At 42.6% G+C, this 25,924-nt stretch carries 15 protein-coding genes; 1 reads left to right on the plus strand and 14 read right to left on the minus strand.

The genetic code is table 11. The features are described 5' to 3' along the window. Positions 1–140: 140 nt before the first annotated feature. From IEV61_RS03030 to IEV61_RS03080, 11 genes are all read right to left on the minus strand, one after another. On the minus strand, positions 141–2,603 hold the full coding sequence (locus IEV61_RS03030; RefSeq protein ID WP_229747013.1) for a glycoside hydrolase family 31 protein: 2,463 nt from the start codon (positions 2,601–2,603) through the stop codon (positions 141–143). Positions 2,604–2,663: 60 nt separating this feature from the next. After that, positions 2,664–3,422 carry a SusE domain-containing protein gene (locus IEV61_RS03035; protein ID WP_188413643.1) on the minus strand — a complete coding sequence of 253 codons (759 nt, stop codon included), beginning with the start codon at positions 3,420–3,422 and terminating at the stop codon, positions 2,664–2,666. Between the two features lie 48 nt (positions 3,423–3,470). Then, the gene (locus tag IEV61_RS03040; RefSeq protein ID WP_188413644.1) at positions 3,471–5,087 is read right to left on the minus strand and encodes a RagB/SusD family nutrient uptake outer membrane protein; all 1,617 of its coding nucleotides are present in this window, start codon (positions 5,085–5,087) and stop codon (positions 3,471–3,473) included. 22 nt (positions 5,088–5,109) lie between these two features. Continuing rightward, on the minus strand, positions 5,110–8,115 hold the full coding sequence (locus tag IEV61_RS03045) for a SusC/RagA family TonB-linked outer membrane protein (RefSeq protein ID WP_188413645.1): 3,006 nt from the start codon (positions 8,113–8,115) through the stop codon (positions 5,110–5,112). Between the two features lie 115 nt (positions 8,116–8,230). Next, positions 8,231–10,069, minus strand: coding sequence for a glycoside hydrolase family 13 protein (locus IEV61_RS03050; protein ID WP_188413646.1), 1,839 nt, complete (start codon positions 10,067–10,069; stop codon positions 8,231–8,233). A 417-nt stretch (positions 10,070–10,486) separates the two neighbouring features. Beyond that, entirely contained in the window at positions 10,487–12,142 is a 1,656-nt protein-coding gene (locus IEV61_RS03055) for a UxaA family hydrolase (protein ID WP_188413647.1), read from the minus strand. Positions 12,143–12,154: 12 nt separating this feature from the next. Then, positions 12,155–13,663: a tagaturonate reductase gene (locus IEV61_RS03060; protein WP_188413649.1), complete on the minus strand. Its 1,509-nt coding sequence runs from the start codon at positions 13,661–13,663 to the stop codon at positions 12,155–12,157. Between the two features lie 22 nt (positions 13,664–13,685). Then, on the minus strand, positions 13,686–15,587 hold the full coding sequence (locus tag IEV61_RS03065) for a glycoside hydrolase family 88/105 protein (RefSeq protein WP_188413651.1): 1,902 nt from the start codon (positions 15,585–15,587) through the stop codon (positions 13,686–13,688). A gap of 366 nt (positions 15,588–15,953) precedes the next feature. After that, complete coding sequence (locus IEV61_RS03070) at positions 15,954–17,492, minus strand: DUF4394 domain-containing protein (RefSeq protein WP_229747014.1); 1,539 nt, start codon at positions 17,490–17,492, stop codon at positions 15,954–15,956. Between the two features lie 65 nt (positions 17,493–17,557). Beyond that, positions 17,558–17,917 (minus strand): hypothetical protein, encoded by a 360-nt coding sequence (locus tag IEV61_RS03075; protein WP_188413652.1) that lies wholly within the window; start codon positions 17,915–17,917, stop codon positions 17,558–17,560. Between the two features lie 107 nt (positions 17,918–18,024). Next, positions 18,025–18,891 (minus strand): ComEA family DNA-binding protein, encoded by an 867-nt coding sequence (locus IEV61_RS03080; RefSeq protein WP_188413654.1) that lies wholly within the window; start codon positions 18,889–18,891, stop codon positions 18,025–18,027. 66 nt (positions 18,892–18,957) lie between these two features. Here IEV61_RS03080 and IEV61_RS03085 point away from each other — a divergent pair, with 66 nt between their 5' ends. Beyond that, positions 18,958–20,712, plus strand: a complete 1,755-nt coding sequence (locus tag IEV61_RS03085; RefSeq protein WP_188413656.1) for a bifunctional lysophospholipid acyltransferase family protein/GNAT family N-acetyltransferase — start codon at positions 18,958–18,960, stop codon at positions 20,710–20,712. A gap of 250 nt (positions 20,713–20,962) precedes the next feature. On the opposite strand, the gene IEV61_RS03090 is transcribed toward IEV61_RS03085, so the two are convergent. The 3 genes from IEV61_RS03090 to IEV61_RS03100 all read right to left on the minus strand — a co-directional run bounded on the left by IEV61_RS03090 (position 20,963) and on the right by IEV61_RS03100 (position 25,884). Beyond that, positions 20,963–22,342 (minus strand): beta-helix domain-containing protein, encoded by a 1,380-nt coding sequence (locus IEV61_RS03090; RefSeq protein WP_188413658.1) that lies wholly within the window; start codon positions 22,340–22,342, stop codon positions 20,963–20,965. A 77-nt stretch (positions 22,343–22,419) separates the two neighbouring features. Continuing rightward, positions 22,420–25,197 (minus strand): TonB-dependent receptor, encoded by a 2,778-nt coding sequence (locus IEV61_RS03095; RefSeq protein WP_188413660.1) that lies wholly within the window; start codon positions 25,195–25,197, stop codon positions 22,420–22,422. A 195-nt stretch (positions 25,198–25,392) separates the two neighbouring features. Further along, the gene (locus tag IEV61_RS03100; RefSeq protein WP_188413661.1) at positions 25,393–25,884 is read right to left on the minus strand and encodes a DUF962 domain-containing protein; all 492 of its coding nucleotides are present in this window, start codon (positions 25,882–25,884) and stop codon (positions 25,393–25,395) included. Between the last annotated feature and the right edge of the window lie 40 nt (positions 25,885–25,924).

Consider the following 25,924-nt stretch of genomic DNA (forward strand, 5'->3'; position numbering starts at 1 on the left):
GTACGGGTATTATTGGATACATAAAAAACCACAGGCTATATCTTACATTTTACCAAAACATTACTTTTCCGGCATACTTTGGCAAACAAAAAAGCCCTTACAAATACTGTAAGGGCTTGAATAATTTACCAACTGCTTAATTAGTAGCTAATAGTAAAAGCGTTGCTATTACTGTCTAACATAATACTTTGCGTATTGTTGCCGTCGGCCTTGTTCACTGTTCCCTGTGGGTCGAATGACGATATGGCTTTAAGGAACGACATTGCTTCGGTGTTAGTTTTCACTGATTTGTTATTTACCTTAACCGTTGCATTGCCAAACCCGTGGAACTGTACTTTAATGTGCTTAAATTTTGAAGCTACACTTCCCTCGGCTTTAGCAAAGGTGATTTGCTTCCTGGCAGCATCGTATGTAATGGTCCTTTTATAAAAAGAACCATTTTCATAATTGTAGCTTTCGCCATCATCTTCATAATACACGAAGCTGTTGTTAAGATTGCCTTTATAAATATGAACAGTCAGTGTATCGGTAGGCTTTTCGGAGGTTGATTGCACAAGAGATTGCATTGGAATAATGCTGCTTTCTTTTACAAACACAGGTAATGTTTGAATAGTAACCGGCATTATTTTTTCCTGGTTACCGGCAATCAGCTCATCGTTATATAGATTATACCATTGGCCTTTTGGAAAATATACCGTTCCATAGGTTTCAGTGCTGGCAAACGGGGCAACCATAAAACCATTACCAAATTCGTACTGGTTTTGATATTTAGCGCTGTATACTTTCTCATCGTGCGTGTAATTGATAGCCAACGAGCGTACTACCGGGTGTCCGTTTTGTGTAGCCTCGTAAAACGATGAATAAACGAATGGCATCAGTTTGTAACGTAGGTTGATGTAGTTACGCACTATCTCCAGCGCTTCCTCACCAAATGCCCATGGCTCGGCCGATTTGGTATTTACACCTGTATGGTTACGGAAGTAAGGCGTAAAAGCGCCTATCTGCATCCAACGGGTATACAATGGCACAGTTGGGTTACCTGTAAAACCACCAATATCCATACCTGTGAAGGGCACTCCGCTCATGCCCAAGCTAGTTAGCAAACGAACCCCCATTAGCATATGGTCATCCTCAGCGCGGTTATCGCCTGTCCAAATGGCGGTGTAGCGCTGCAGACCTGCATAGCCCGAACGTGTTAAAATGAAGGGACGCTTGTTTAACGCTTTGCGGAAACCTTCAAAACTGGCACGTGCCATATTGAGGCCGTAAATATTGCGCCCTTGCAGGTGCGATGCAGTTTGTCCGTCGTAATTAAACAAAACGTTATCCGGCATTTTTTGTCCCCAGGTCGATATCTCGTTCATGTCGTTCCAGATACCGCTGATACCGTCGTCTGCATATTTTTTGATCTCAGCCTGCCACCAGTTACGGCCTTTTTCGGCTGTAAAATCGGGGAAATGGCACCAGCCCGGCCAAACTTCACCAGTGTAATTGGTGCTGTCGGCATACTTGATGAAGATATCATCCTTTAAACCACGCTCATAAACGCCATACCCTTTTTCGGCCTTTACTCCTGGGTCAACAATAACGGTAAGCTTAAAGCCCATGTCTTTCAGCTTAGCATTCATTTTAGCGGGGTCAGGAAAGCGCTGCTTATCCCAGGTAAACACCTTGTATTTATCCATGTAGTGAATGTCCAAAGTAATACCATCCGCCGGGATCTTTTTTTCGCGAAGGGTTTGCGCTATGCGCATTACCTCGGTATCGGGGTAATAGCTATAACGGTTTTGCTGATAACCCAGGCTCCAAAGCGGTGGCATTTTCATGCGTCCGGTTAGGGCGGTGTACGAGGTAATAATATCGGCCAGTTGTTTATGGTAGATGAAATAGTAATTCATTTCGCCACCACGGGCACTGAACGAGGAAAAACGATTATTGCTGGCGCCAAAGTTAAAATCGCTCTGATAGGTATTATCCATAAATATCCCGTAGTTCACATCATGGTGAACGCCTATGTAGAATGGGATGTCGGAATAAATAGGATCCTGATCGGTACGGTAACCGTAGGTATCAGAGTTCCAATTGGTGTAGCCGTTGCCCTTACGATCAAGGTTACCTGTTTTTTCGCCTAAGCCAACAAAATGCTCGCCCGGCTGCATGTGCTTGTAGGTAGTTACCGATTCGTTTACCCAAGACGTGTTCAGGCCGGTTTCATCTTCGCTGATCACCTTGTTATCCAGCGTATAAAACGTGGTATGAAAAGGCTTTTTGCCGATCACTAATTTTACTGAATCGGTTACAATAGAAACATTATCACCGGTTTGGGTGATGGTAGCTTTTACTTTTTCGGGTTGGGCTATCACCGCGTAAGAAAAGTCTCTGCCCAGTTGCTGCTTATCCATACGCACCCGTATAACCGACGGACTATAAACCGTTACTTGTACATGCGCATTAGCTGTAGTAAGGTTAACCTGCTGACCGTTCACCTGCACATTGGTTACATTACCCACACTTTTCACAACGCTGCTTTGAGCCATTGCAGAACCAGCACAGGCAAAAGTAACCAGTAAACCGCTTAACAGTTTGATGGTATTCTTCATCATATCATTCTCTCTTAACGCACTAAGCCGGAGTTTAACCGGCTTAGTGCGTATTTTTATATTTTATTGTTTTGTAATAGTATAGGTTAGTGCAGATACATCTACATGAATAACATACGTGCCTGCACTTGGTACCGATAAGTTATCTCCGGCAGATAAGCTAATTTTACCACCGCCTGCATTGCCATAAGCAGCATTCCAGTTAGCCTGAGGGGTAATTTTAAATTCAAGCTTACCGGCAGGGAAAGTTATCTTACCGTCATACACATTATTACTGGTGGGCGAGGCAAGTACGCCAACATCAACTGCATCTGGTTTCCAATCCTGGTAAGCACCGGGCACATACAGATAAGATGTTTTAGAATACGGCGTTACCGTAAGCGTAATTACGTTTGAATAAGCAGCATCAACATTTGGAGCAATGGCCGACTTTAAACGAACTTCTACCTGTGTTGATACGCCATCAACCAATTTCAAGTTGTGTAAAATATCGTTTAGCGCGTTTTGCGTTAAAGTGGCGCCTGTAGCAGCAGCCGAAACCTCTTGAGGTACAATAAAATTACTTCCTTTTTTACCTATCTGCAGCGTGTAGGTAACTGTTGCCTGATACCCGGTTACCGGGGTGGCAGCCGATACGTTGAATATCACAGCCGTATTGGAACCATTAGCCAGCGATAATGCAGGTGTAGTAGTTGATGCGGCAAGCGTACCCGAATTACCAACGGCACCCGTGGTTTGGGTTCCATCCTTTTTGCATGAGGTGATAAGCACGAGCAGCAACACACTGCATAGTGCTGTTACGGTGGTTAAAATTCTTTTCATAACTATTTTTATTAAAGGCGCTGCCTTTACAAGGCAGCGCTATTTTGATTAATAACCTGGGTTTTGAACTAAGTTAGGATTGTTAACAAGATCGGTATTAGGGATAGGGAACAAATTACGGTAAGACTCTACACCTTTACCGTTTTGGACACCACCTTTATAGGGCCATAAATAGCTGGCCGAAGTAAATAAACCGTAACGAATTAAATCGGTACGACGGAAGCCTTCCCAGTATAATTCACGGGTTCTTTCGTTTAGAACATCCGTTAAGCTAAGGCTGTTCAGGTTACCTGAATTGTTACCGTATGCACGTGTGCGCAGCAAATTGATACCCGTCAAAGCTGTTGCCGTACTACCGCCGGTACCACCACGCAATGTAGCTTCAGCGTAGATCAAATACATCTCAGCTAAACGAAACAGCGGAAAATCGGTTGAGGCATATACACCTCCTGATGAGGTATTAGTGGCACTTCCACCTATAGAGTAAGGAGTTGTACCGTTTGAGTTTAGGTTCTTAAATTTAACTACAGCTACGCCTTGTGTAAAATCATTAATGTTGTTAATGGCTAAATTATTACCATAGAACATGGCGCGTTTATCTGTATTACCGCTGTAATCGCCAAAAGTTAAAGGCAGGTTACTGGTACTGCGGTTACCACCCCAACCACCATTAGGCACACCATACAAAGTAGGGTTCATAGCTGCATTGAGCGATGCATTAATGATATAGGTGGTTGCACCGTAATTTTGTGAGTTTATGCCATCATAGTTAATAGACAATATGGTTTCGGTATTACCCACATTATTATCGGCCAGGAACAATTTGGCATAATTGGATTGCAGTGTGTATCCAGAGTTGATTACCTTGTTAGCATAAGTAATAGCATCGGCGTAACGGCCATTACCTGTACCCAGATAAACTTCGGCATTTAAATATAAACGTGCTTGCAGGGCCCAGTCGGCAGCCTGATCGGCGCGGCCATATTCATTTTGCTTTGGCGCTACCAGCGTAGTTTCAATAGCCTTTAATTCTGATTCGATGTAAGCAAATAGCTTGGCACGTGTTATACGCTCGGGCAGGTATTTACCAATAGGTGTTGTTTCGTCAACAAATGGCGGGTTACCAAACAAATCCATCAGTATCCAATATTGATAAGCTCTCAAAAAGCGCGCTTCAGCTCGGTAGGCTCTAATATTGGTAGCGTCGTTACCTGTAATGCCACGGCTGGCTATGGCATCATCAGATGACTCGCGGATAAAAGCGTTAGCTACTGTAATTTGATACAGTGACCGGAAGTATAAACCTCTTAGAATACTATTATTAGAACCCCAGCTCAGGTTATGAAAATCGGGCACATCAGTATCATTCCAGGCGCAAACGGCCTCATCGGTTGTCCATTCCTGTGCACTCCAGTACAAACGTAAAAAATCTGAAGTACCGGCATCAATACCACCCAGATCTGAACTGGCCGAACCGCCGCTTCCAGTTAGCGCGTAAGCACTATATACCTTGGCAAGTGATTGTTTGTAACCAGCAGGCGTACTGTACACTTGCTCTGCGGTTGTGGCATTGGTAGGTGTAAGCTCCAATGCTTTTTTGCATGAGGTTAAGCCGGTACTTGCCAGCGCCACTATGCATATATATTTTAACAAATTCTTTTTCATGTCTTCTCTAATCAAATAATTATTAGAAACCTAAGTTCAAGCTTAAAGTGTACGTACGCGGGCGTGGATAGAAGTTATTATCTATACCCGAGATAATTTCAGGGTCTAAACCCTTGTACTTAGTAACTACAAATACATTTTGCACGTTAGCACTTAAGTTAAGCCTGATCTTGTTACGGTAAATCTTACCAAAATCGTAAGCTAAACCGGCATTGTCCATACGTAAGAAAGAGGCATTTTGTATGTAATAATCAGAAAAATACTGACTATTGGTAAAGCCTGTTTCTAACAAGTTAGCATTGGCGTTATTGATTAAATCGCCTGCGGTGCTGATAATGGTATTTTGTGTTGCAGCATTAGATTGCAGGTTATTATACATGTAGTTACCTAAGTGTGCTCGCAATACGGTGCTCGCAGTCCATTTTTTATAGCTGAACTGGGTACTGAAGCCCATGATAAATTTAGGGTAAGGCGTTTTGTAAGTATAAAGGTCATTACCATTAATTACACCATCGTTATTCAAATCCTCATAAATGCCTTGCAACGGCTTACCTGATTTTGAATCGTATACTTGTTTATATACATAGAACGCACGTGGCGAAGTACCAACCTGGTTAACCTGTATGTTGTTACCCGTACCACCCGATATTCCACCGGTTAATACTTGCGACGAACTGTTGTTACCTGTTAACGATAAATTAGTTATCCTATTATAATTATAAGCTACGTTATAATTCAAGTTCCAGGTAATATCTTTTGTTTTTACGGCAATAGCATTCAAATTGAATTCTATACCGCGGTTAATCATATTACCAACGTTTGATGCACTTAATTGGTTACTGAAATTACTACCACCCGGTACAAACACTACTGATAGCAAGTCTTTGGTATTTTTGTAATAAGCATCAACACTACCGCTAATACGCTGGTTAAAGAAACCAAAATCAAAACCAATGTTAGTGGTTTGCGTAGTTTCCCATTTCAAACTTGCATCATAAGCAGATGGGCTGTAAGTGTTATAGAATGTGTTACCAAATTGATACTGGGAAGCGTTTGTGCTGTTTTGGAAGTAGGTTGGTATATAACCATAATAAGGAATACCATCCTGCTGACCGGTTACACCATAGCTCAAGCGCAGTTTCAAATCAGAGACAACATTAGAGGTCTTTAAAAAATCCTCATCAATCATTCTCCAGGTAAAGGCAACGCTTGGAAATACACCATAGTTATAGCTATTATCAGGCGTAAATTTAGATGAACCATCGGTACGTATGGTAGCGGCTAATATATACTTAGTATCGAAAGTATAAATTAAACGACCGTAGTACGAAAGCAGCCTGTATTGAGGTATATCAAAAGGAAAGCTTGGAATAGTATTGCTGATAATAGCAGCAGTACTATTAGTGCTGTAAGAAGCAAAATTACGGTTAGAGGTTCTGAAATCATAAAAACCATAACCAGCTGTAGCGTTGATATTACTTTTTATGGATTTAAAAGTCTCGTTGTAGTTTAGATATGCCTCAACAACCGAATTGTAGTTTTTTTGATGGTATTGAGAACTTAAACCAAATGTACCAAATGACTGTGCTGCGGTAAAAGGCACATAAGTGCTGCCTCCACCTTTCGACAAATCGTAACCTAAGTTTACATTAGCACGTAAGGCTTTAAGGAAAGGGAAACGGTAATCGGCAGATACGTTACCAAACGTGCGGTAAGTATCACCAATGTTTTTGTTATCGTTTAATAAGGCAACCGGGTTACGCGGTGCATTAGGGTTTAGCACTTTATCGGCACCATACCATTCGTAATATCCATTGTACGGCGAACCTTCTCTATACACCTGCTGTGTAGGATCGAAGAAAACAGCGGCACCTACAGCGCCCTGGTTAGCAAAACGGCTGTGACCGTAGCTACCATTCAGGTTAATGTCCAACTTTAAATCGTTATTGAAAAACCTAGGACTTAAACGGATAGCCGCAGTACTACGTTGCAGGCGGTCAGTTCTTAAAAGTCCCTGCTGATCCAAATAACCTACCGATACACGGTAAGGCATATTTTTAGTGCTACCACCAATACTTAAATTATTATCAGTAGTTAAGGCGTTTTGATAGATCTGATCTTGCCAGTCGGTATTAGCCGAACCCAGCAATGCCGATTTGTTGGTACCTGTAGCCACATCGTAAGCTTTTACATAAGCACGCACTTCATCAGCACTTAACACATCAACTTTATTACGCAGTGTTGCAATAGAGTTTTTAGATGAAAAATTAACCTGTGGAGTACCAGCTGCGCCTTTCTTAGTGGTGATAATGATTACACCGTTTGATGCCCTTGAACCGTAAATAGCTGTAGATGCAGCATCTTTTAGTACAGTGAAGGTCTCAATATCATCAGGATTAATTAACGACAATGGGTTAGCCACACCAGAGATGCTGTTGTTGCTCAATGGTACACCATCAACCACAATTAGCGGATCGTTACTGGCATTTAATGATGCGCCTTGGCGTATACGAATTGTTGCACCGGCACCAGGCTGACCACTGTTAGTGCTCACTGCCACACCAGCTACCTTACCTTGTATTAATTCGGCAGGGCTGGTGGTAGTACCTTTTTGGAAATCTTTGGATGTAACCGTTGAAATTGCACCTGTTAATTCTTTACGGGTTTGCGTACCGTAACCAATAACTACCACTTCATTCAGTGATTTTAATTCGGGCTGCAGGTTAAAGTTTGCAACGGTGTTGGCGCCGGCTGTAACGCTAATGGTTTGCTGGCTGGTGGTAAAGCCAAAATAGCGGGCGGTAATAGTGTAGCTACCGGCCGGAACGTTGTTGATGCGGAAATTACCATCTACGTCGGTTGGGGCGCCCATGGTACTGCCTGTGAGGCCCACGGTTACACCTGGTAAAGGCTGGTTAGTGTTATCCAGTACCTTACCGGTAATGGTACCTGTTTGTGCAAATGCTACGCACGATAATGCCAGCATTAAGCAAACAAGTACATACTTTTTAAAATAAGTTTTTCTCATACAACTTTTAATTTACTGTAAAAGCTTAGCTAAAGGTTTATTAATGGTTAAGTGGGTGATAGGTTGGTTAGGCCGGGTAGTTAAGGTTAGTATAGTTTTATCATAAGTTTTGGGGTTAGTTTAATTCTAAAACATACTGCCCTTTGGCAGCAATGGTAAGATTTTTGGTTACCGGCACTAATGCACCGGTTATAACGTCACGGCCCTGAGTGTGGGTTTTAATCACTTCTTTAAACCGGCTCATGTCTATCGTTTTATTATCGTTAGTACCGTTAAGTACAACCAATACCGTTTTGGCCGGGATAATACGGGCATATACATACGTGCCGCTGTTATCAGGAACGTAGTGCATCAGTTTACCGCTGGTAATGGCAGGATTGGCTTTGCGCCATTGCAATAATTTTTGCAGATAGCTGAATGCCTCATTTTGTTTAGCCGAACGGCCGGAAGCCACAAACTGGTTTTCTTTATCGCCAGCCCAGCCACCGGGGAAGTCGGTGCGCACGTAACCGTCGCTTTTTTCTTTTTTGCCGTCCATTAAAACTTCAGTACCATAGTATATTTGCGGCGTACCCCGAGTGGTTAGCAAGAATGCCAGGGCTTGTTTGTAACGACGCAAATCGGGGTCATCTTTACGTACAAAACGATCCAAATCGTGGTTATCTAAAAAGGTAAGGACGTTGTTGATGTCGGCAAACATGAAGTCTTGCGCTATCTCTTCATATATTTTAAACATGGCGCTTCCCTCTCCCCCGTTATTATTGTTATAACCAAAGGCGTCATTGCTAATAAAGGTCAACGGGAAATCCATTACCGATTTTAAGCCGGCATCATGCTGGTTCAGTTTATCGTTTTTTTGCCACCAGGCCGATGCTGATGAACGACCATACCAGCTTTCGCCCACGATGTTGAATTTCGGATACTCGGCTTCTACCTCGCGGCACCAGCGCTGCATAAACGCATAATCGGGGTATGGGTAAGTGTCCTGACGAATGCCGTCGACATGGCTGTACTCTATCCACCAAATACTATTTTGGATTAAATAATTTGCCAGGTGGCGGTTACGCTGATTCAAATCGGGCATGGATGGTACGAACCAACCGTCTGTTAATACATCCCTATCAGCTTTAGCCGCATGCGGGTCCATAATGGTATACTTGGCATGATTGGTTTGTACATAAGTACCGCTGTTATTATTGATCCAGTCTTTAGCCGGCAAATCCTTCATCCATGGGTGCGAACTGCCACAATGGTTAAAGATCATGTCCATTACAACTTTTAACCCTTTATTGTGCATGGTTTTGGTTAAATCGGCAAATTGCTGATTGGTACCAAAGCGAGGGTCAATGTTGTAAAAATTGGTTATGGCATACCCGTGGTATGAACCACCAGGCATCCTGTTTTCCTGTACGGGGTTTAACCAAACGGTGGTAAAGCCTAAATCTTTTATGTAATCTAAATGCTGTTCAATGCCGGCTAAATCGCCACCATGCCGTGCGTTGGGGTCGTTGCGATCAATGTTTACATCTTCCAGCGCATCATTCTTTAGATCGCCGTTGGCAAATCGGTCTGGTGTGATAAGGTATAATACATCGGCACTATTGAAACCAGCGGCACCTTCTTTAGTACGAGCTTTAAGCGGGTAGTTATAGGTGGTCTTTTGCGTGCCATCTGTAAATTGCAGCTTAACCAGTCCCGGTTTGGTTTGTGCTGCAATGTTGAGATAGATAAAAAGATAGTTGGCATTATCGGTATGCGCTACTTCTTTAATGGTTACACCCGGAAAATTTAAGGTTAGTTTAGATTTGCCAATATTAGTACCGTGCACCATGATCTGAAGCTGCGTATTTTTCATGCCCACCCACCAGTTAGCAGGCTCTACCTGTAAAAGTTGCGCAGCCTGTGTTTGACAAGCAGAAATAATAAGTAGCAGAATAAGTATAGTTCTCTTCATGGTTTTGAATAAATCCGTAATCGACAAAATAGCCGCTAAGCTGGTTCAGAATAACTGTCCACTTAATGCACTTATTGTTTGCTTGGTTACGAAATTTTAATCGGTTTAATAATGATCAACCCTTGGTTTGATTGATGATACAAAGTAATGTTCAAAAAAACACTCTTGCTACTTCTTTAATAAAAATTTAAAAAATTAACGCTAAATTTTTAATTATTTAGTTGATTTTAAACGATTTACAAAAATAAAAATAGATAAAAATATAACGCTTTTAACGCTAAATTCAACGGAAAAGTTACAAGCAAGAAGTCAGCATATTGTTTGGTGACGCATTAAAAGCTGACAATCTTAAATAAAAAAAGACCGCAAGTACATACTTGCGGTCTCATATAATATAGACTTTTATACTTTAGTATTTTACAAAGAAACGCCCCTCTTCCAAGGAATAAAATCATCCTGGCCATGACGAACAGCGCTTACTTCCACTTCGCCGCTTGCAACCTGTATAACATAGTCCAAAATACGGGAACCGGCTTCTTCAATAGTTTCTTCACCTTCAATAATTGTACCTGTATTCAGGTCCATAATGTCACTCATTTTATTGTATAGGTTAGTGTTGGTCGCAATTTTTACTACCGGAGTAATAGGATTACCCGTTGGCGTACCCAAACCTGTAGTGAACAATACAATATTAGCACCAGATCCTACTTCGGCTGTGGTAGATTCCACATCGTTACCAGGCGTACAAAGCAAGTTCAAACCCGGCTTGGTTACCTTTTCAGGATAATCCAGTACATTAACAACAGGCGAAGTGCCACCTTTTTTAGCCGCACCTGCCGATTTTATAGCATCGGTAATCAATCCATCTTTAATATTACCCGGCGAAGGGTTCATGTCAAAACCTGAACCTACCTCTTCGGCACGCTGGGCATAGGTACGTACCAAATGTACAAAGCGGTTAGCGTCTTCTTCTTCCACACAACGGTCAATCAAATTTTGCTCTACACCGCATAACTCCGGAAACTCGGCCAAAATAACCGAACCACCCAAAGCCACCAGCAAATCGGATGTATAACCAATAGCCGGGTTAGCCGATATACCCGAGAAACCATCAGAACCACCGCATTCTAAACCGATGGTAATTTTACTCAAAGGAGCCGGCTGGCGGCTCACTTGGTTAGCCTGAATTAAACCGGCCAGGGTTTGACGCAAAGCCTGCTCGATCATATCAGACTCTTTACCAATAGTTTGCTGATCTAAGATATACAGTGGCTTGCTAAAGCCAGGAGAACGTTTTTCAATTTCACGCTGTAATATACTTACCTGTGCATTTTGGCAACCCAAGCTTAAAACGGTTGCACCGGCAACGTTAGGGTGCGTAATGTAGCCTGCCAGCAAACCGCAAAGTGTTTCAGCATCCTGACGGATGCCACCGCAACCGCCGGTGTGGCTTAAAAACTTAATACCATCTACATTAGGGAACACTTTGCTTTCTAATCCGGCGGTATCACCGCTTTCTATTTCGGTGTAGAGCACTTCTTCAATGCTCCCGCCTGATTTTACTTTATTAATGAGTTGCTGCGCCTTGGTTTCGTAAACCTTTTTACGACCATAACCTAAAGGCCGTAGAAGAGATTCTTGTAACACCTCAATGTTGCGGTTCTCGCAAAAAACCATAGGTATTACTAACCAGTAGTTAGCAGTACCCACGCTGCCATCGGCACGGTGGTAACCTTTAAAAGTACGGTTTTGCCAAGCACTTACGTCGGGCTGCTGCCAGCCCGAGGTCTGCTTACTTTCGGTTAAGTTGCTGTTGGCCGCATGCACTACGTTAGCGGTAGTTAACAAGCCTCCAGCGGGTATGCGTGCTTGTGCCTTACCCACTAAAACGCCATACATATAAATGCTGTCGCCCACCTCAATATCATTAATGGCTAACTTATGCTTAGCTTGTATGGGGTCAATAGTGGTTACTGTACCTGTATCATGACTAATTAATTCACCTGCCGGTAAATCAACCAGTGCTACCAGTACATTATCTTTTGGATGAATTTTTAAAATGGTCTTTCTCATTCTGATCTATCTTTATACAGCAGCTATTTCTTTGGCTAATATTTGTTTTGTACCAACGGCAACCACCTGCTGCAAGTGCTTCAATACTGCTTCTTTAAAGCCAGGCAGGCTGCACAGGTCGGCATCCCACAGTATAGTATTATTTAACAAAGTATACGCCACATCGTGTAAATCGTCTTTTTGCCATGCTTCGGAAAAAATATCTGCCTGGCTGTCAGTAATTACGTAGTCAATACCATGATTAGTACCTATGTACTTTCCGTCATCACTCTTTTTACACTTCATAAACCTGATGAAGGCAGCAAAGCCCAGGGCAATATGCTCGGGCACTACACTGTGTGATTTATAATGATTGAGCAACAAAGGTATTACCCTACCCTTTATTTTAGAGGAGTATTGCGCGGAGATGCTTATCCACTGGTGATCGATAGACGGGTTACGGAAGCGGTCTAAAACCTTGCCTGCAAACGCCGATGCATGTTCGTAATCAATATCATAAGGAATGGCAGGCGCAATTTCTTTCAACATTAACTGATTGATAAAATGGGTAAAACCGGCATCGTCCATAGCATCTTTCACGGTGCGGAAACCCGACAGAAAAGCAATGCCACAACTAAGCGTATGCGTACCGTTTAGCAAACGTAATTTAATCTCGCGGTACGATTCAATATCGGGTACCACAACCACGCCCTCATCTACCTGACCAAAGGATAATACTTCCTTTACATAATTATTGCCTTGTATTGCCCAAAGCGAGTACACCTCCGATACAATGCGCAGATCGTCCTGATAACCAAACTCGCTTTCTAATTGAGCTGTAAGCTCAGCATTTGGCTTGCCGGGCACAATACGGTCAACCAGCGAATCGCAAAAGTAGTTGGCGTTATTGAGCCATTCTACAAATTCCGCTTCTAAACCATCTTTTGCAGCCAGTTCCAGTACAATACCTTTCAGCTTTTTACCGTTATCGACGATCAACTCTGTGGGTACAATAACCAACCCACTCTCTTTACTGCCGTTAAAGGTTTTGTAACGCTCATATAATACGGCCAATAATTTTCCGGGGAACGATACCGGCGGCGTATTTTTGATGCTATCTTCTACCAGTTGGATACCAACCTCTGTCGTGTTAGAGATCACAATTTTCAAATCGGGACTTTGAGCAATTTTGATGATCTTTTCCCAATCGCTTCCGGCAGAAAGAACCCGGCTGATGGCCGAACAAACGATATGCTCCTCTACCTGTGCGCCGTTATCAATACCTTTAATAGATAGCGTGTACAGGCTATCCTGCTTATCAAAATCTGTTGCCGAACCTGTATCGGTAGATTTTACCACCACTACGCGGCCGTTAAATACACCGCTGCGGTTGGCTTTATCAATATAATAATCGGGCAGGCCGCGAAGCAGTACCCCGGTTCCAAATTGCAGTACTTTTTCCGGTAATTCAAATACACCCTCCGGCGGCATAACCAGGCCGAGGGCATTAATATTGCTTAAATTATTTTTAGATAATATCATAGTTCTTTCTGTGTACGAAGTTTTACTTCTTTGAAGTTGCGCCGGGTATTTGCTGTACCAGCCAGGCTACCACATCATTAGCGGCTTTAAAATTGTCGAAATCTGCAGGTAGTTTGCGGCCGTCAAGATATTCATTGTAAAACCATGGATCGCCAACGGCCAGCACAGTGCCTTTGCCATATTTGGCCATAGCTACAGCCACCTCTCCTTTATGATTTAACACCGGTTTTGCAGGTGCCGTAAGGTTAAACGTGCTGATCTCTTTAATATAGATCTTCTTAGCCGTTTTAAATACCGGGTTACCGGCAGGTATCATAACCGCACCCTGCTCAAATTGACTGCCTTGTACATGGTTAATGCTGTTTTCTTTAAATGGCATACCAAATTTGCTCATGAGGGTGTTCATGTGCTTAAATTCAGCATTGCCGGTATCGTTATGTAGTACCAACAACACACCACCTTGCTTTACCCACTCGCTTATAGCGGTAACATGGGCAGGTTCTACATATTTGGCATCAGGGTTTTCTTTGGGTATATCGGCATCTATAATTACATATACGGCAGCCGGTTTAAGGTTGGCTGTAGTAGGCGCCTGGTACAAAGTAGCCAGGTTTAAACCATAATTGTTGAATATATGGCCGAATAAGGATATCCCATTATTATCACGCTGCTCCCATTTGTAGTGGGTAGGCACCATTTTACCGGTGATGTCTTTCTTACGCTCGCTGTTAAAGTAGCTGTCCAGCATTACGGCTTTGTCTTTACCCTTAGCTAAATCGGCTCTTCTTTCCATCTCTACACTGGCCTGGATGAAAGCACCAACACCCTTAGCATCATTGGTTACTACTTTTTCTTTCAGGTAGTACTCGTAGCTGCCGTCGCGATATGGGTCGCCGCCTAAGCCTGCTACGCTTACAGTACCGTTCAAATTAATGTTGCCGTCCGCATCGGTAGAGATAAACTTGTTAATGATGCCTTTATAACCGCTATCAGCTATTTTTAAAAAGTAGTCGGGCAGGTTATGCTGCCGAACACCTTTAGCCAAGGTGTATACGAACATGCAAGAAGCCGATGCTTCGAGGTAGTTGCCTTTTGAGGCACCTTTATCCAATACCTGGTACCACAAGCCCGACGGTTTATCCTGGTATTTAGCAACAGCAGTGGCAAAGCGGTTAAGAATTACCAACAATTCGGCACGTTTAGGATGATTGGCCGGCATTTGATCTAAAACATCAACCAGCGCCATACCGTACCAGCCCATAGCCCGTCCCCAAAAATTGGGCGACTGGCCTGTTTTTGGGTTAGACCAGCGTTCTTTATGGCTTTGATCCCAGGCATGGTACAGCAACCCGGTTTTAGAGTCGCGTGCCATTCTTTCCATCAGGATAAATTGTTTGGCAATATCGTTAAAAGCGGTGTCTTCGTGAAAAGCATTAGCGTACTCCGCATAAAATGGTTCGCCCATGTACAGTCCATCCAGCCACATTTGGTTAGGATAGCGTTTCTTATGCCAAAAACCACCTTCGGGTACCCGCGGCTGTTTACTTAGTTGCTCGCGCAATATTTTTACCGTCTTGTAATATTTTTCGGTACCCAGCACCTGGTAAAGCGACAATACCGTACGACCACATAAAATGTTGTCGATGTTGTGGTCCTCTATTTTGTAACCCTTAATGGTACCATCGTCATTAAGGTGGACATCTACCCTATTTTTGATATACTGGAAATATTTACGGTCGGCAGTTTGCAGCCATACATCTTCAATACCTCTCCAAACCACACCTTGCTCATAAGTCCAGTGGGCTTTCATAGTATCAGGCCAAACCTTCATCGCTGTTTGTGCCATGCGCTGCGAATATGGCTGCGCCTGAGCATATTGGATGCTCAACAGCAGCAATAAAAAGCCAAAAAGTTTTTTACTCATTAGTTTTATAAATCTCATAACTGATTATAGTACCGATAAGCGTTTCGCCCTATCAGCTGGTTTATAATTTGGTTAGGTTGTTACGCCAATGCACAATTCTACTTATATTTTTGAGCATTAACATAGTTTTTGAGCCTAAAAATCTGTGCAATCGTTCCCAATGGGCCTAATTTATAACGGTCAAATATATTTCATTTACAAACCTGTACTATCCTGCCGCAACCTGTATAGTCGGCAGAAAATATCGTACAATAGATAAGCTGATGTTTACACTTGGCAAGAATTACTACCTGACATCAACAAAAAAGGCTTGTTCGTAACGAACAAGCCTTCAGGATCTTTATATTTTATTATTTAATTCAAATATTAAAAGCCTAAGCCTAATGCAAAGCCACGCATGCTTTGTGTAAGCGTGCTGCCCGCAGTTGCAAAACCTGTAGTAAGGTTAATAGCATATAAACGGGTAGTAGTACCAACGGTTAACACCGCATAGCCTGTGTTACTCTTTGCGCTGATATCAAAACCATTAGCGGCATCAATAGTAACACCTAATGAACCTACTTCGGTTAATGTACCGTCGTTAGGTGGATCTTGTCTGTATAGTTTACCGGTTTGTGAATTAATATCATACAGTACCGTAGTGGTGGCACCGGCAAAGTTATTGGTATAGGCGGCACCGTTAACAAACTGACTTGCTGTAGTAAGCGGACCATCAACACCGGCAATCGTACCATCATTAGGATTAAGGCGCAGGTTTTGACCGGTGTTACTTACCACGCGAATGCGGTCAACTGTTGGGTTAAAATCAAACCCGAACGAAGTACCCGACAATGCAGTAGCAAACGCTGCCGTACCTACTGCCGTTGCGGCACCAGATGCTGCGTTGATGGTGTATAAACGGCTTGAGCTTCCCAAACCATAAAGCTGTCCGTTCACGGGTCTGAAATCGATGCCTAAAATGCTTTCGCCGGCTTGAAGACCAGTGATAGCTTTAGCCACAGGAGTTGGGCTTGCAGCGCCCGGGTTAAAGATCAACAGTTCATTATTCGCACTTACGCCATAAGCCACCGGATCGGTGGTGATAGCCATACTGATTACTTTATTGTTAAAAGTAGCTGCCTGATAAGCTTTGCCGGTAGCCAGGTCAATTACATACATACCTTGTGTGGTACCAACGGTAATAGGCGCCAGTGCAGATTTGCTGTCTGGAGCAATGTCAAAATCGGCTACAGCTGTGGCCTCAACGCCTAAATTACCTACTTCAACCAGTTTGCCATCGTTAGGTGGATCTTGCTTGTAAAGCTTTTTAGTTACGGCATCAATGTCGTACAAAATGGTGGTAGCAGCACCAGCACGATTTTCAGTGTAGGCTACTGATGATACTTTTGCACCAACAGCACCATTGATAACCGCATCAACCGTTACGGCACCTGTTTCAGGATTGATACGCAGGTTTTGACCATTGCTGCTTACCAGCCTGATGCGATCAACTGTTGGATTAAAATCGATACCTACTGTAGTCCCATCAATCGCAGGGGTAAATGGTGTGGCGTTTATAGCACGCGCAACGCCAGTAGTTGGGTTTATTACATAAACACGGCTACCGCTCGAAACACCGTATAACTCGCCGGTAGCAGGCCTGTAATCAATGGCCAGCATATTTTCGCCCGACTGCATGCCAGTAATAGTAGCTTGCTGGGTAAGCGCTGCACCTGTTTGGGCGTTAAAGGCAACCAGTTTATTATCTTGCGTTAAGGCAACTACATTTACATTGGGGGCAATTACAAACTGCTCGCCAGGGGTATAGTCATCATTGCTTTTTGAACAGGATGCGACAAATAAAGACAAAGCTACAGCACCAATAGCCGCTGCTTTCATAGGAATAAAAGTTTTGAATGTTTTCATATTAATAAGATATACGTAAGAAGAACCGGGGCTGAAACAGCATCCCGTAATTAAAAAAGACTTTATTAGGCAGAAATACGATCTGGAGGGGGCGTTAGTACCGTAATTAAAGGCACTTTAACGCTCAGAAACAACGGCACCGGATAGGCAACTACATGAGCATGAACCGTTAAGCCTGGCATTTCAAAAACGCCGGGCCAAATAAATTCCGTGAACTTTTGGCCTTCGGTTTTACTATCCTGTTGCTTGTCGCTTTGATCCTGGTTGTCTTCGGCAAGTAATTGCTGAGTTTTTACAGAACCTCCGCCGTTTACACAATTTAAAGATACGCGGCCAATAAAAGTCACCAGCAAAACGAGTGCAATAAGCCCGTATATCCTGTTGCATGGAGATATTTTACGGTTTATGACTATATTGCGTTGCATTAAAGAGATTTACGAACTTTGATGCAATAAAGATTTAAACCAGCAATTGTTTCAACTCCGGCTGTTTACCTTACAACCGCTATGGGTAAACACAATCAATGGCGACGTTATTTGACCGACATATAAGGTTTGATCTTTTTGAGTACGCTCTCATCCAGTATGGCAACATTGCTCAATTCATTGAAAGATTCATAATCGCCGTGCTGCTTGCGGTATTGGATTATGGCATTCATTTGCTTGAAGCTGAGGTAGGGAAAATTTTTCAGGTCTTCAAACTCGGCTTTATTGATATTGATCTTTCTAACTTTTCGTACATCAATAGTAAATTGCTTTTGCACATCGGCGTAACGCATATCATCCATGCCAAAAACCTCAAGAAGCTGGCGCTTGCTATGAAAACCGCCCAGGCGTTTGCGATATTGAACTATACGCCGTGCAAATGCAGGGCCTATGCCGTTGAGTTGTGTTAGCATTGCCGAATCGGCAGCGTTTAGCTCAACCTTTTTTAAAACTTTGTCTGCTCTTTTTGCATCAGCCTCAGGTAACTGGATGTATGGTGCCAGCCGTTCATAATCACCCTCACTAAGAGTATACATCTTTTTAACGTCTGCCTTGCTATAAAACCGGCCGCCTTTTGCCTCATAATTTTTTATCCCTTTAATTTGGCGAGGGGTTAAGCCCAATTGTTGCCACTTTTCAACAGGCAAATGGTTAGGGTCAAAAGCAAATAGTTTAATTGGGACTATCTTTCCGGTTTGGTGTCCTTCATCTTCTGGCGGCTTTCCTGTTACTCCGGCTTTCTTAAGCTGAGCCACAGCCTGGTCAAATCCCTTTAAATTTAAAATACTATCTTTATGAAAATAGCGATATGCATAAGGTGCCGCCAATACGCCTACAATCAGGAGCACCAGTACGACTAAGCCGTTCCATTCGGTTTTGGTTATAATTAGGTAATTTTTAACGGGCGATTTCAATGCGAAGAGCTAACAGGAGGTCAAATTAACTATTTTTATGGAAATTTGCCCTGATACACCTATACAATGAAGATTATAACCACAGATGAATTTGCCAAAGCTACCAAACTCGACAGGCTGAAAATGCCCGGTTTAGCCGCTTTGCTAATGGAACTGATGAAAATAAACCAGGTGAACGATTTGTTTGCCCAGGCTCAGCCCAAACAAGGCCCCGAGTTTGTAGATGCCATTTTAGAGGGTTGCGGGGTAACTGTAGACTTTGACCAAAGCGAACTAAAGAACCTGCCCGCCGATGGTGCCTTTATTGCAATAGCAAACCATCCGTATGGTGGTATTGAAGGTATGATTTTGCTTAAAATACTATGCATGGCCAGGCCGGATGCCAAACTGATGGCTAATTTTCTCCTCAAAAAGATCCCTAATTTAAGTGACTACTTTATAGCTGTAAACCCGTTTGAGAACGTTGAACATTCGTCAAGCATTAGCGGTATCAAATCTACCTTAGAACTATTGCGCGATGGGACACCCATTGGTATTTTCCCTGCGGGTGAGGTAAGTACCTATAAGATAAATACCAAACAAGTTACCGACCGCATGTGGCACCCCGTAGTAGGTAAAATTATTGCTAAAGCTAAAGTGCCGGTAGTGCCTATCTATTTTCATGGCAACAACGGACTGTTATTCAACCTATTAAGTTTAATACACCCTGCTTTACGCACGGCCAAGCTACCTTCAGAATTATTTAACAAGCAAGGCCATACCATAAAATTGCGCATTGGCAAGCCCATACAGGTGCAGGATATTCCTAATTATAACAATGCTACGCAACTGCTTAACTTTTTAAGGGCTAAAACTTATGCCTTGGGCACAGGCCTGGAAAATGAGAAACGCTTGTTTAATCCGCGCAATCTGTTTAAAATTAAGAAGGAGCCTAAGGAAATAGTACCCCCCACGGCCAGCGAGTTAATGGAGCGCGAACTGGTTCCTCTACGCGAAAACTACAAGGTCTGGACAGAGAAGAACTACGAAGTATTCATAACCCCTACTGCACTTATCCCCAATGTGATACGTGAAATTGGACGTTTACGCGAGATCACCTTCCGCGAAATTGGTGAGGGTACAAACAACGCTACCGACTTAGATGAATACGACATTTATTACCATCACCTGTTTATTTGGGATGTTAAAACCAGCATGATCGTAGGTGCATACCGTATTGGTATGGGCGACGAAATATTTGAAAGCTTTGGCAAGAAAGGTTTTTATATTTCTACCCTATTTAAGCTGCGGTCGCAGTTTTCGGATGTATTGCAAAGCAGCCTCGAACTGGGCCGCTCGTGGATACGTAAAGAATACCAGCAAAAAGCCCTGCCGCTATTTTTGTTATGGAAAGGTATACTAAAATTTTTGATTGATAATCCACGTTACCGTTACCTGATAGGCCCGGTAAGCATAAGTAACACCTTCTCCAAGTTCTCTAAATCACTTATTGTTGATTATATTACCCGTAACCATTTTGACCACGAAATGGCGCAGTTTGTAAAACCGCGCAAGCAATTCAAGGTTGATTTTTCGAGCATTGATGCCGATGCACTGATGGCCGGCGAGGAGAATTTTAAAAAGCTGGATAACCTGATCTCGGAAATAGAAACGCACAATATTAAGGTGCCGGTACTTTTACGCCAGTATATTTCGCTCAATGCGAAGATCATTTGCTTCAACATTGACCCCAAATTTGCCGATTGCCTGGACGGTTTCCTGGTGCTTGATCTGCATAATGTTCCCAAAGACGTTTTAGAGAAAATAGGCCGGAATATGTAACTAAGTCCCGCAAATTATTAGGAAAAATTGACGTTATTCTTCAAAAAATTAGATTTTTCCTCAAAATATTAAAGTGATACATACACCGGGCTTAACAATCCTTTAAAAGTCTAACAAAGCTCCTGATAAAAGCATTCAAAACAAGTAAGGCCTGCAATTTGCAGGCCTTACTTGTTTTGAAATTAACACAAAAAAAAGAAGCTATCTTTTATGGATAGCTTCTTAATATTTTAAGGTTTAGGAAATATGATTACTTGTTGAATACAGCCCAACCGGTAGTCCAGTTAGTGGTACCCATAGCACCCTTAAAGGTTGGCGTAACTTCGAAACCGTTAGCGGTGGTAAAGTTACCTGTAAAGCTGGCTCCGGTTAATAATGATGAACCAGTTTTAGGCATCAGGTTAGGAGAAGATACATTGAATGCATCAGTAATGTTAGCATCAGCAGGATTGGTTAAGATAGACAAACCGGTTGCCAATGTTTGCATTTGAGCAGCAGTTAAACCGTTGGTTACATCGGTACCAATGTTGAACGGACTTGCAGCTACTGACTGAATTACGTTGTTTTTAAATACGCTTGTACCTGCTACATAAGCAGCAGCAGTTTCGGTAGACTCGATAGAGAATGAGGCTTGTTGGCTACCCAAGAATACAGAGTTTGTAATTTCAAACTCAGCACCTCTTCTGAAACGTGCACCAAAGCCATAGTTTGCCAATACAGGGCTGGCAGTGTTGTTAGGGCCAATAGCAGTTAAGTTTGATATACGAGCGTGGGTAATGGGCGTAGTAGTGTATCCTTTTGATGAAGCACTAACGTTATCCCACTCCAGGTTATTAGAGAAATCGCCACCTGATTTAGTATCGGTAAATGCAGGGTCTTTGATAGAGATCAGGTACTGTAAGTTACCACGGTATCCGTCATCAAAATCAAAATCATCATCGGCACAGTTGTAGGCAATTAAATATTTAGCGTTAAATGTTCCGCCAAAAAACTCAAAAGCATCATCTAAACCGCGGATAACCTCAATATGGTCAACAGTAGTACCACTACCTACACCGTACATACTTAAACCGTTAACCTCATCGTTAGGGTTAGCTGTTTTACCGGCATACTCAATGCGGATGTATTGTAAGAAGCCTGAGTTATCATTAGCTACAGTACCACCAAATTTATTATAATTAGCATCTGTAACACCTTCCATTTGAGCGTGGTTACCGTTGCCTGGTGCATTACCACCCACAACAACACCACCTAAATCACCTGCCACAGGCGAAGCTTCGGCCGATGTAAATACGATTGGCTCTGTAGCAGTACCTTTGGCATCAATTTTCGAACCGCGGGTAATTACCAGTACGCCTGCATTTGCTCTGCGGCTTACAATTTTAGTACCTGGCTGTATAGTGATGGTTGCGTTGTTGGTCACATACACAAAACCATCAAGCGTCCATGTTTTATCTTTAGTAAGGGTAACGCTTGTAGTAATAGCACCTGTTAAAGTAGTGCTGGTCGGAACAGGAGTAGTTGGGGGTATTACTACTGGAGTTTCCGTGTCTGCGTTATCATCACTGCATGATGAAAATAAGCTAACGGATAACAATCCTACAAGTAGCAAAGAGCTGATTTTTTTCATTTTCTATTTTTTTTGTAAAGGTCGCCCACTTATGTTAACTGACTTATGTGCTTATGTTAAGTGTTTGTTATCTTAATTTAAAAGTTGTAAACGTATTGTAAACTAATGTTACGGCCTGGCTTGGTAGCCTGGAATATTTTGTCAGTACTTTGATCGTAGCTCCTTTTGGTATTGCCGTAGTTTACATACAGGCGTACCGGCTGAGCAAATATGTCGGATACGTTAAGCTTTAATTCGCCACGGTTTTTCATCATACGCTTGCCAATTTGAAAATCAACCACATCTCTCGATTTTTCGTAGATATCACGTGCGCCTAACAAGCCCACGAAATTTAACCTTGGACCAATTTTATTGTACAATAAGTTTACGCTTAAGCCATTGTTAGGTGCTACGTACAAGAAACCACCGTTAATTAGGTAAGGTGACTGACCTTGCAACGGCCTGGTTGGCGCACCATCCTGCACGTTTACCTCAGAGCGTATGTAAGAAGCGTTAGCGTAAAAAGTCATGTTCTTTAATAAAGCCTGGCTACCCATAAAATCCAGCTTTCTTCTAAATTCAAGCTCTGCTCCAAAATCGTAAGCGTTGGGCGCGTTAGCATAGCTGAAGGTTTGATTTCCCTGGTTAGTTTGCTCAATAGCGTTTACAAAGTGTTTGTAGAAAGCCGACACCGAGAATATTTGTCCGGCAGAAGGGAACAATTCGTACCTGATATCGGCATTGGTGATCTTGGTACGCTCAAGATTACTGTTACCGGTAATATTATAATCATAAACAAAGTTGTAAGCCTGAAAATTAGCTAACTCTCTAAGTTCGGGACGCGCAACGGTTTGAGAACCGGCCAAACGTAAATTGCTCGTTTTACTTAACGCGTAGGTTAAGTTTAACGATGGCAATATATCTGTATTCAAATATTTTTGCTCAGGTAACTTAGAACCCGGCTGATTAATCTTCTGCTCATATCTTTCTACACGCGCTCCTAATATTACTCTTAAATCGTCGCTTAGCTTACTGTCGGTCATTAAATAACCTGCATTTTGGCTTACTGTACCTTTGTAGCTAATATTATATCCCGGCAAGGTAAACAGTGCAATTCCTTGTTGTGAAAGATTGGAGTTGCTGAAAATATTATCGGCTGTAATACCGTTGGTCAATGGGATATTGCGGCCGTTAGCTCCACCGGCAATAGCATAACCTAATACGGTAGCGGTGTAATCTCTATCACGGTAATAACCTAAATATCCGGCTTTTAATTTACTGGGTTGTTTAAACAAGGTGTAAGGAATGCTCACATTGAATTTGCCGCCGTATATATCTTCGGTCAAATCTGTGTATATCCTGCCCGCATTTTGTATAGCCGCCTGGTTAAAGTTAGAAAGGTTCACCGTAAATGAGTTAGAGCCGGGCTGTTTAAAAGTTTCCAGCACACGCTGATCTGGCTGCTTACGATAAGAGTTACCGTAAGAAACATTATAATCGATGTTGATTTTGCTTGCCGGTAAAAAGTGCTGACCTTCTAACACAGAGCTAATAATACCTCCGCGTTCTGGCGCGGTTTGGCTGCCTTGAATAAGCGTAACAGGGCCACCTTCAACAAATGCACCCGTACGTTCTGTGTAACTGTTGGTAAACGTATTGTTATATGTGTTTTTTAACGAGTACTTACTGTTCTTGTGAGAGTAAGACACGTTAAATATACCACCAATGGTATTGGTAAAGTTGTAAACGTTGTCGTTATAATAGAAAGTAGGCTGCGCATCCTCATTAAAACTAAACTCGTTACGGTCGCGCTTTAAACGCTCTATATTATTTGCGTAAGTAAGCGATGCCACGTAACCTAACTTCGAATCGTTTTTGAAGATTTTGGTATTGCCTAAGGTTAATTGCAGGTTTTGACCCGGATAGCCTTTGAACTGATGTTTAGCGCCAAATGAGTTTTGAAAACGCTGGGTAACAGCCACCTGCTGTGCTGCCGTTGCTGACAGGTAATCTACATAGTTAAGGCGTTGCCATGTAGCAGGCAGTTGCCTTGAACCATTTGAGAAACCGCCTAAAAAGTCGAGCTTTTGAACACTACCTTGTTTAAAATCTTTAAACGTGGTTTGTGTATTGCCCGAAATACCTACCTGCAGGGTAACCACCTTGGTATCAGGAAAATCTTTAGTAGTCACCTGTACGTTACCACCGGCAAAATCACCGGGCAAATCAGGGGTTGCCGTTTTGCTGATCACAATATTATCAACCAGGGTTGATGGAATAACATCGAAAGAAAAGGCTTTTCTGTCTGGCTCGGTGCTCGGCATTACCGAGTTGTTCAGCGTGGTTACGTTGTACCTGTCGCCTAATCCCCTTACCACTACAAACTTGTTATCTTGTATACTCGCACCGCTTACGCGTTTAAGCACCTCGGCCGTATTACGGTCGGGACTGCGGCGTATAGCATCGGCCGATATACCATCTGATATACGGCTGCTGTTTTTTTGCTGTGCATATAACGAGTTGGTAGATTCCTGCTTAAAGGTTGCTCTTACAGTAACTGCCTGAAGCTGCTGGGTGTTGGCTTCATCTAAGATAATGTTCAGCGAGGTGGCAGCGTTATTAGTGACCTGTACTTCGGAGATCAGCTTGTTTTGATAACCTACATACTTTACTAAAATTTCGTAAGTGCCGGCCGGTATACCTGTTAAGGCATATTCGCCGTTTACGTTGGTAGCTGCACCTTTTGATATGCCTTGCAGTAATACGGTGGCGCCAATTAAGGCCTCACCTGTTTTTTTATCGGTAACCTTACCGGTTACCTTACCTGTACCCTGAGCAAATACCACGCTGTAAGAAGCGATGAGTATAAGGCTCAATGTTAAACTAAAAAGGGAAGTAGCTAATTTTTTCACTTGCGTTTGATTGATGCAAGCAAAAGTATTATCTCAATATTAGCTCAACATTACGCAAACATTACCTATATGAGTTGTAATTGTTAAGCCTGTGTTAAGCACCAAGTAAATCAGTACGTTATCATGTAAATGCAGTTATATACCTAATAATAGGCAGTTTCAATATTTAAGCTTTACCAACTTAAACAAGCTAACTGCGGCCCAACCGGGCGCTAAACCTACCAGGCGCCATGTTTTGGCGGCACCTGCCTGGTTTAAAACCAATAGCTGCCCAAGCAAACCAACCAATAAGGCAACTGCCCCCACGGCCAGCAGCGGTGCACCACCTTGCTTTTGCCATTGTTCTAAAGCAATTATAGCATAGGAGAAAGCCAGGAGCAGCAATAATACCAGATAAGACATGAGCGGCGATAAACGCAGATAATAATAGATACCGGCTGCAATAAGGAACGATGCCCAATTGATGTAACCCTTGTATTTACCCAAAAAGGCAAGTTGGGGGAATGGCATTGCCCATACTACCGCCATTAAGCCGAACAGCAATAGTATAACAGATACATAAGCTACCGGCTTTAACGTCATGCGCTGATAAACGGCATTATATTCTTCAAAATATAGATCAACTGGTCGCTGTTGTGCGGTTGGTTTCATGTAGTAGATATTAAAAAAAGCGACAAAGTTTGACTTTGTC

This window comes from Mucilaginibacter galii (assembly GCF_014635825.1).
GTDB classification, from domain to species: Bacteria; Bacteroidota; Bacteroidia; order Sphingobacteriales; family Sphingobacteriaceae; genus Mucilaginibacter; species Mucilaginibacter galii.

Bases quoted from the DNA above. Each gene is read 5' to 3' on its own strand.
- IEV61_RS03030 (WP_229747013.1), bottom strand. From the start codon at position 2,603: ATGATGAAGAATACCATCAAACTGTTAAGCGGTTTACTGGTTACTTTT.
- IEV61_RS03035 (WP_188413643.1), bottom strand. From the start codon at position 3,422: ATGAAAAGAATTTTAACCACCGTAACAGCACTATGCAGTGTGTTGCTG.
- IEV61_RS03040 (WP_188413644.1), bottom strand. From the start codon at position 5,087: ATGAAAAAGAATTTGTTAAAATATATATGCATAGTGGCGCTGGCAAGT.
- IEV61_RS03045 (WP_188413645.1), bottom strand. From the start codon at position 8,115: ATGAGAAAAACTTATTTTAAAAAGTATGTACTTGTTTGCTTAATGCTG.
- IEV61_RS03050 (WP_188413646.1), bottom strand. From the start codon at position 10,069: ATGAAGAGAACTATACTTATTCTGCTACTTATTATTTCTGCTTGTCAA.
- IEV61_RS03055 (WP_188413647.1), bottom strand. From the start codon at position 12,142: ATGAGAAAGACCATTTTAAAAATTCATCCAAAAGATAATGTACTGGTA.
- IEV61_RS03060 (WP_188413649.1), bottom strand. From the start codon at position 13,663: ATGATATTATCTAAAAATAATTTAAGCAATATTAATGCCCTCGGCCTG.
- IEV61_RS03065 (WP_188413651.1), bottom strand. From the start codon at position 15,587: ATGAGTAAAAAACTTTTTGGCTTTTTATTGCTGCTGTTGAGCATCCAA.
- IEV61_RS03070 (WP_229747014.1), bottom strand. From the start codon at position 17,492: ATGAAAACATTCAAAACTTTTATTCCTATGAAAGCAGCGGCTATTGGT.
- IEV61_RS03075 (WP_188413652.1), bottom strand. From the start codon at position 17,917: ATGCAACGCAATATAGTCATAAACCGTAAAATATCTCCATGCAACAGG.
- IEV61_RS03085 (WP_188413656.1), top strand. From the start codon at position 18,958: ATGAAGATTATAACCACAGATGAATTTGCCAAAGCTACCAAACTCGAC.
- IEV61_RS03090 (WP_188413658.1), bottom strand. From the start codon at position 22,342: ATGAAAAAAATCAGCTCTTTGCTACTTGTAGGATTGTTATCCGTTAGC.
- IEV61_RS03100 (WP_188413661.1), bottom strand. From the start codon at position 25,884: ATGAAACCAACCGCACAACAGCGACCAGTTGATCTATATTTTGAAGAA.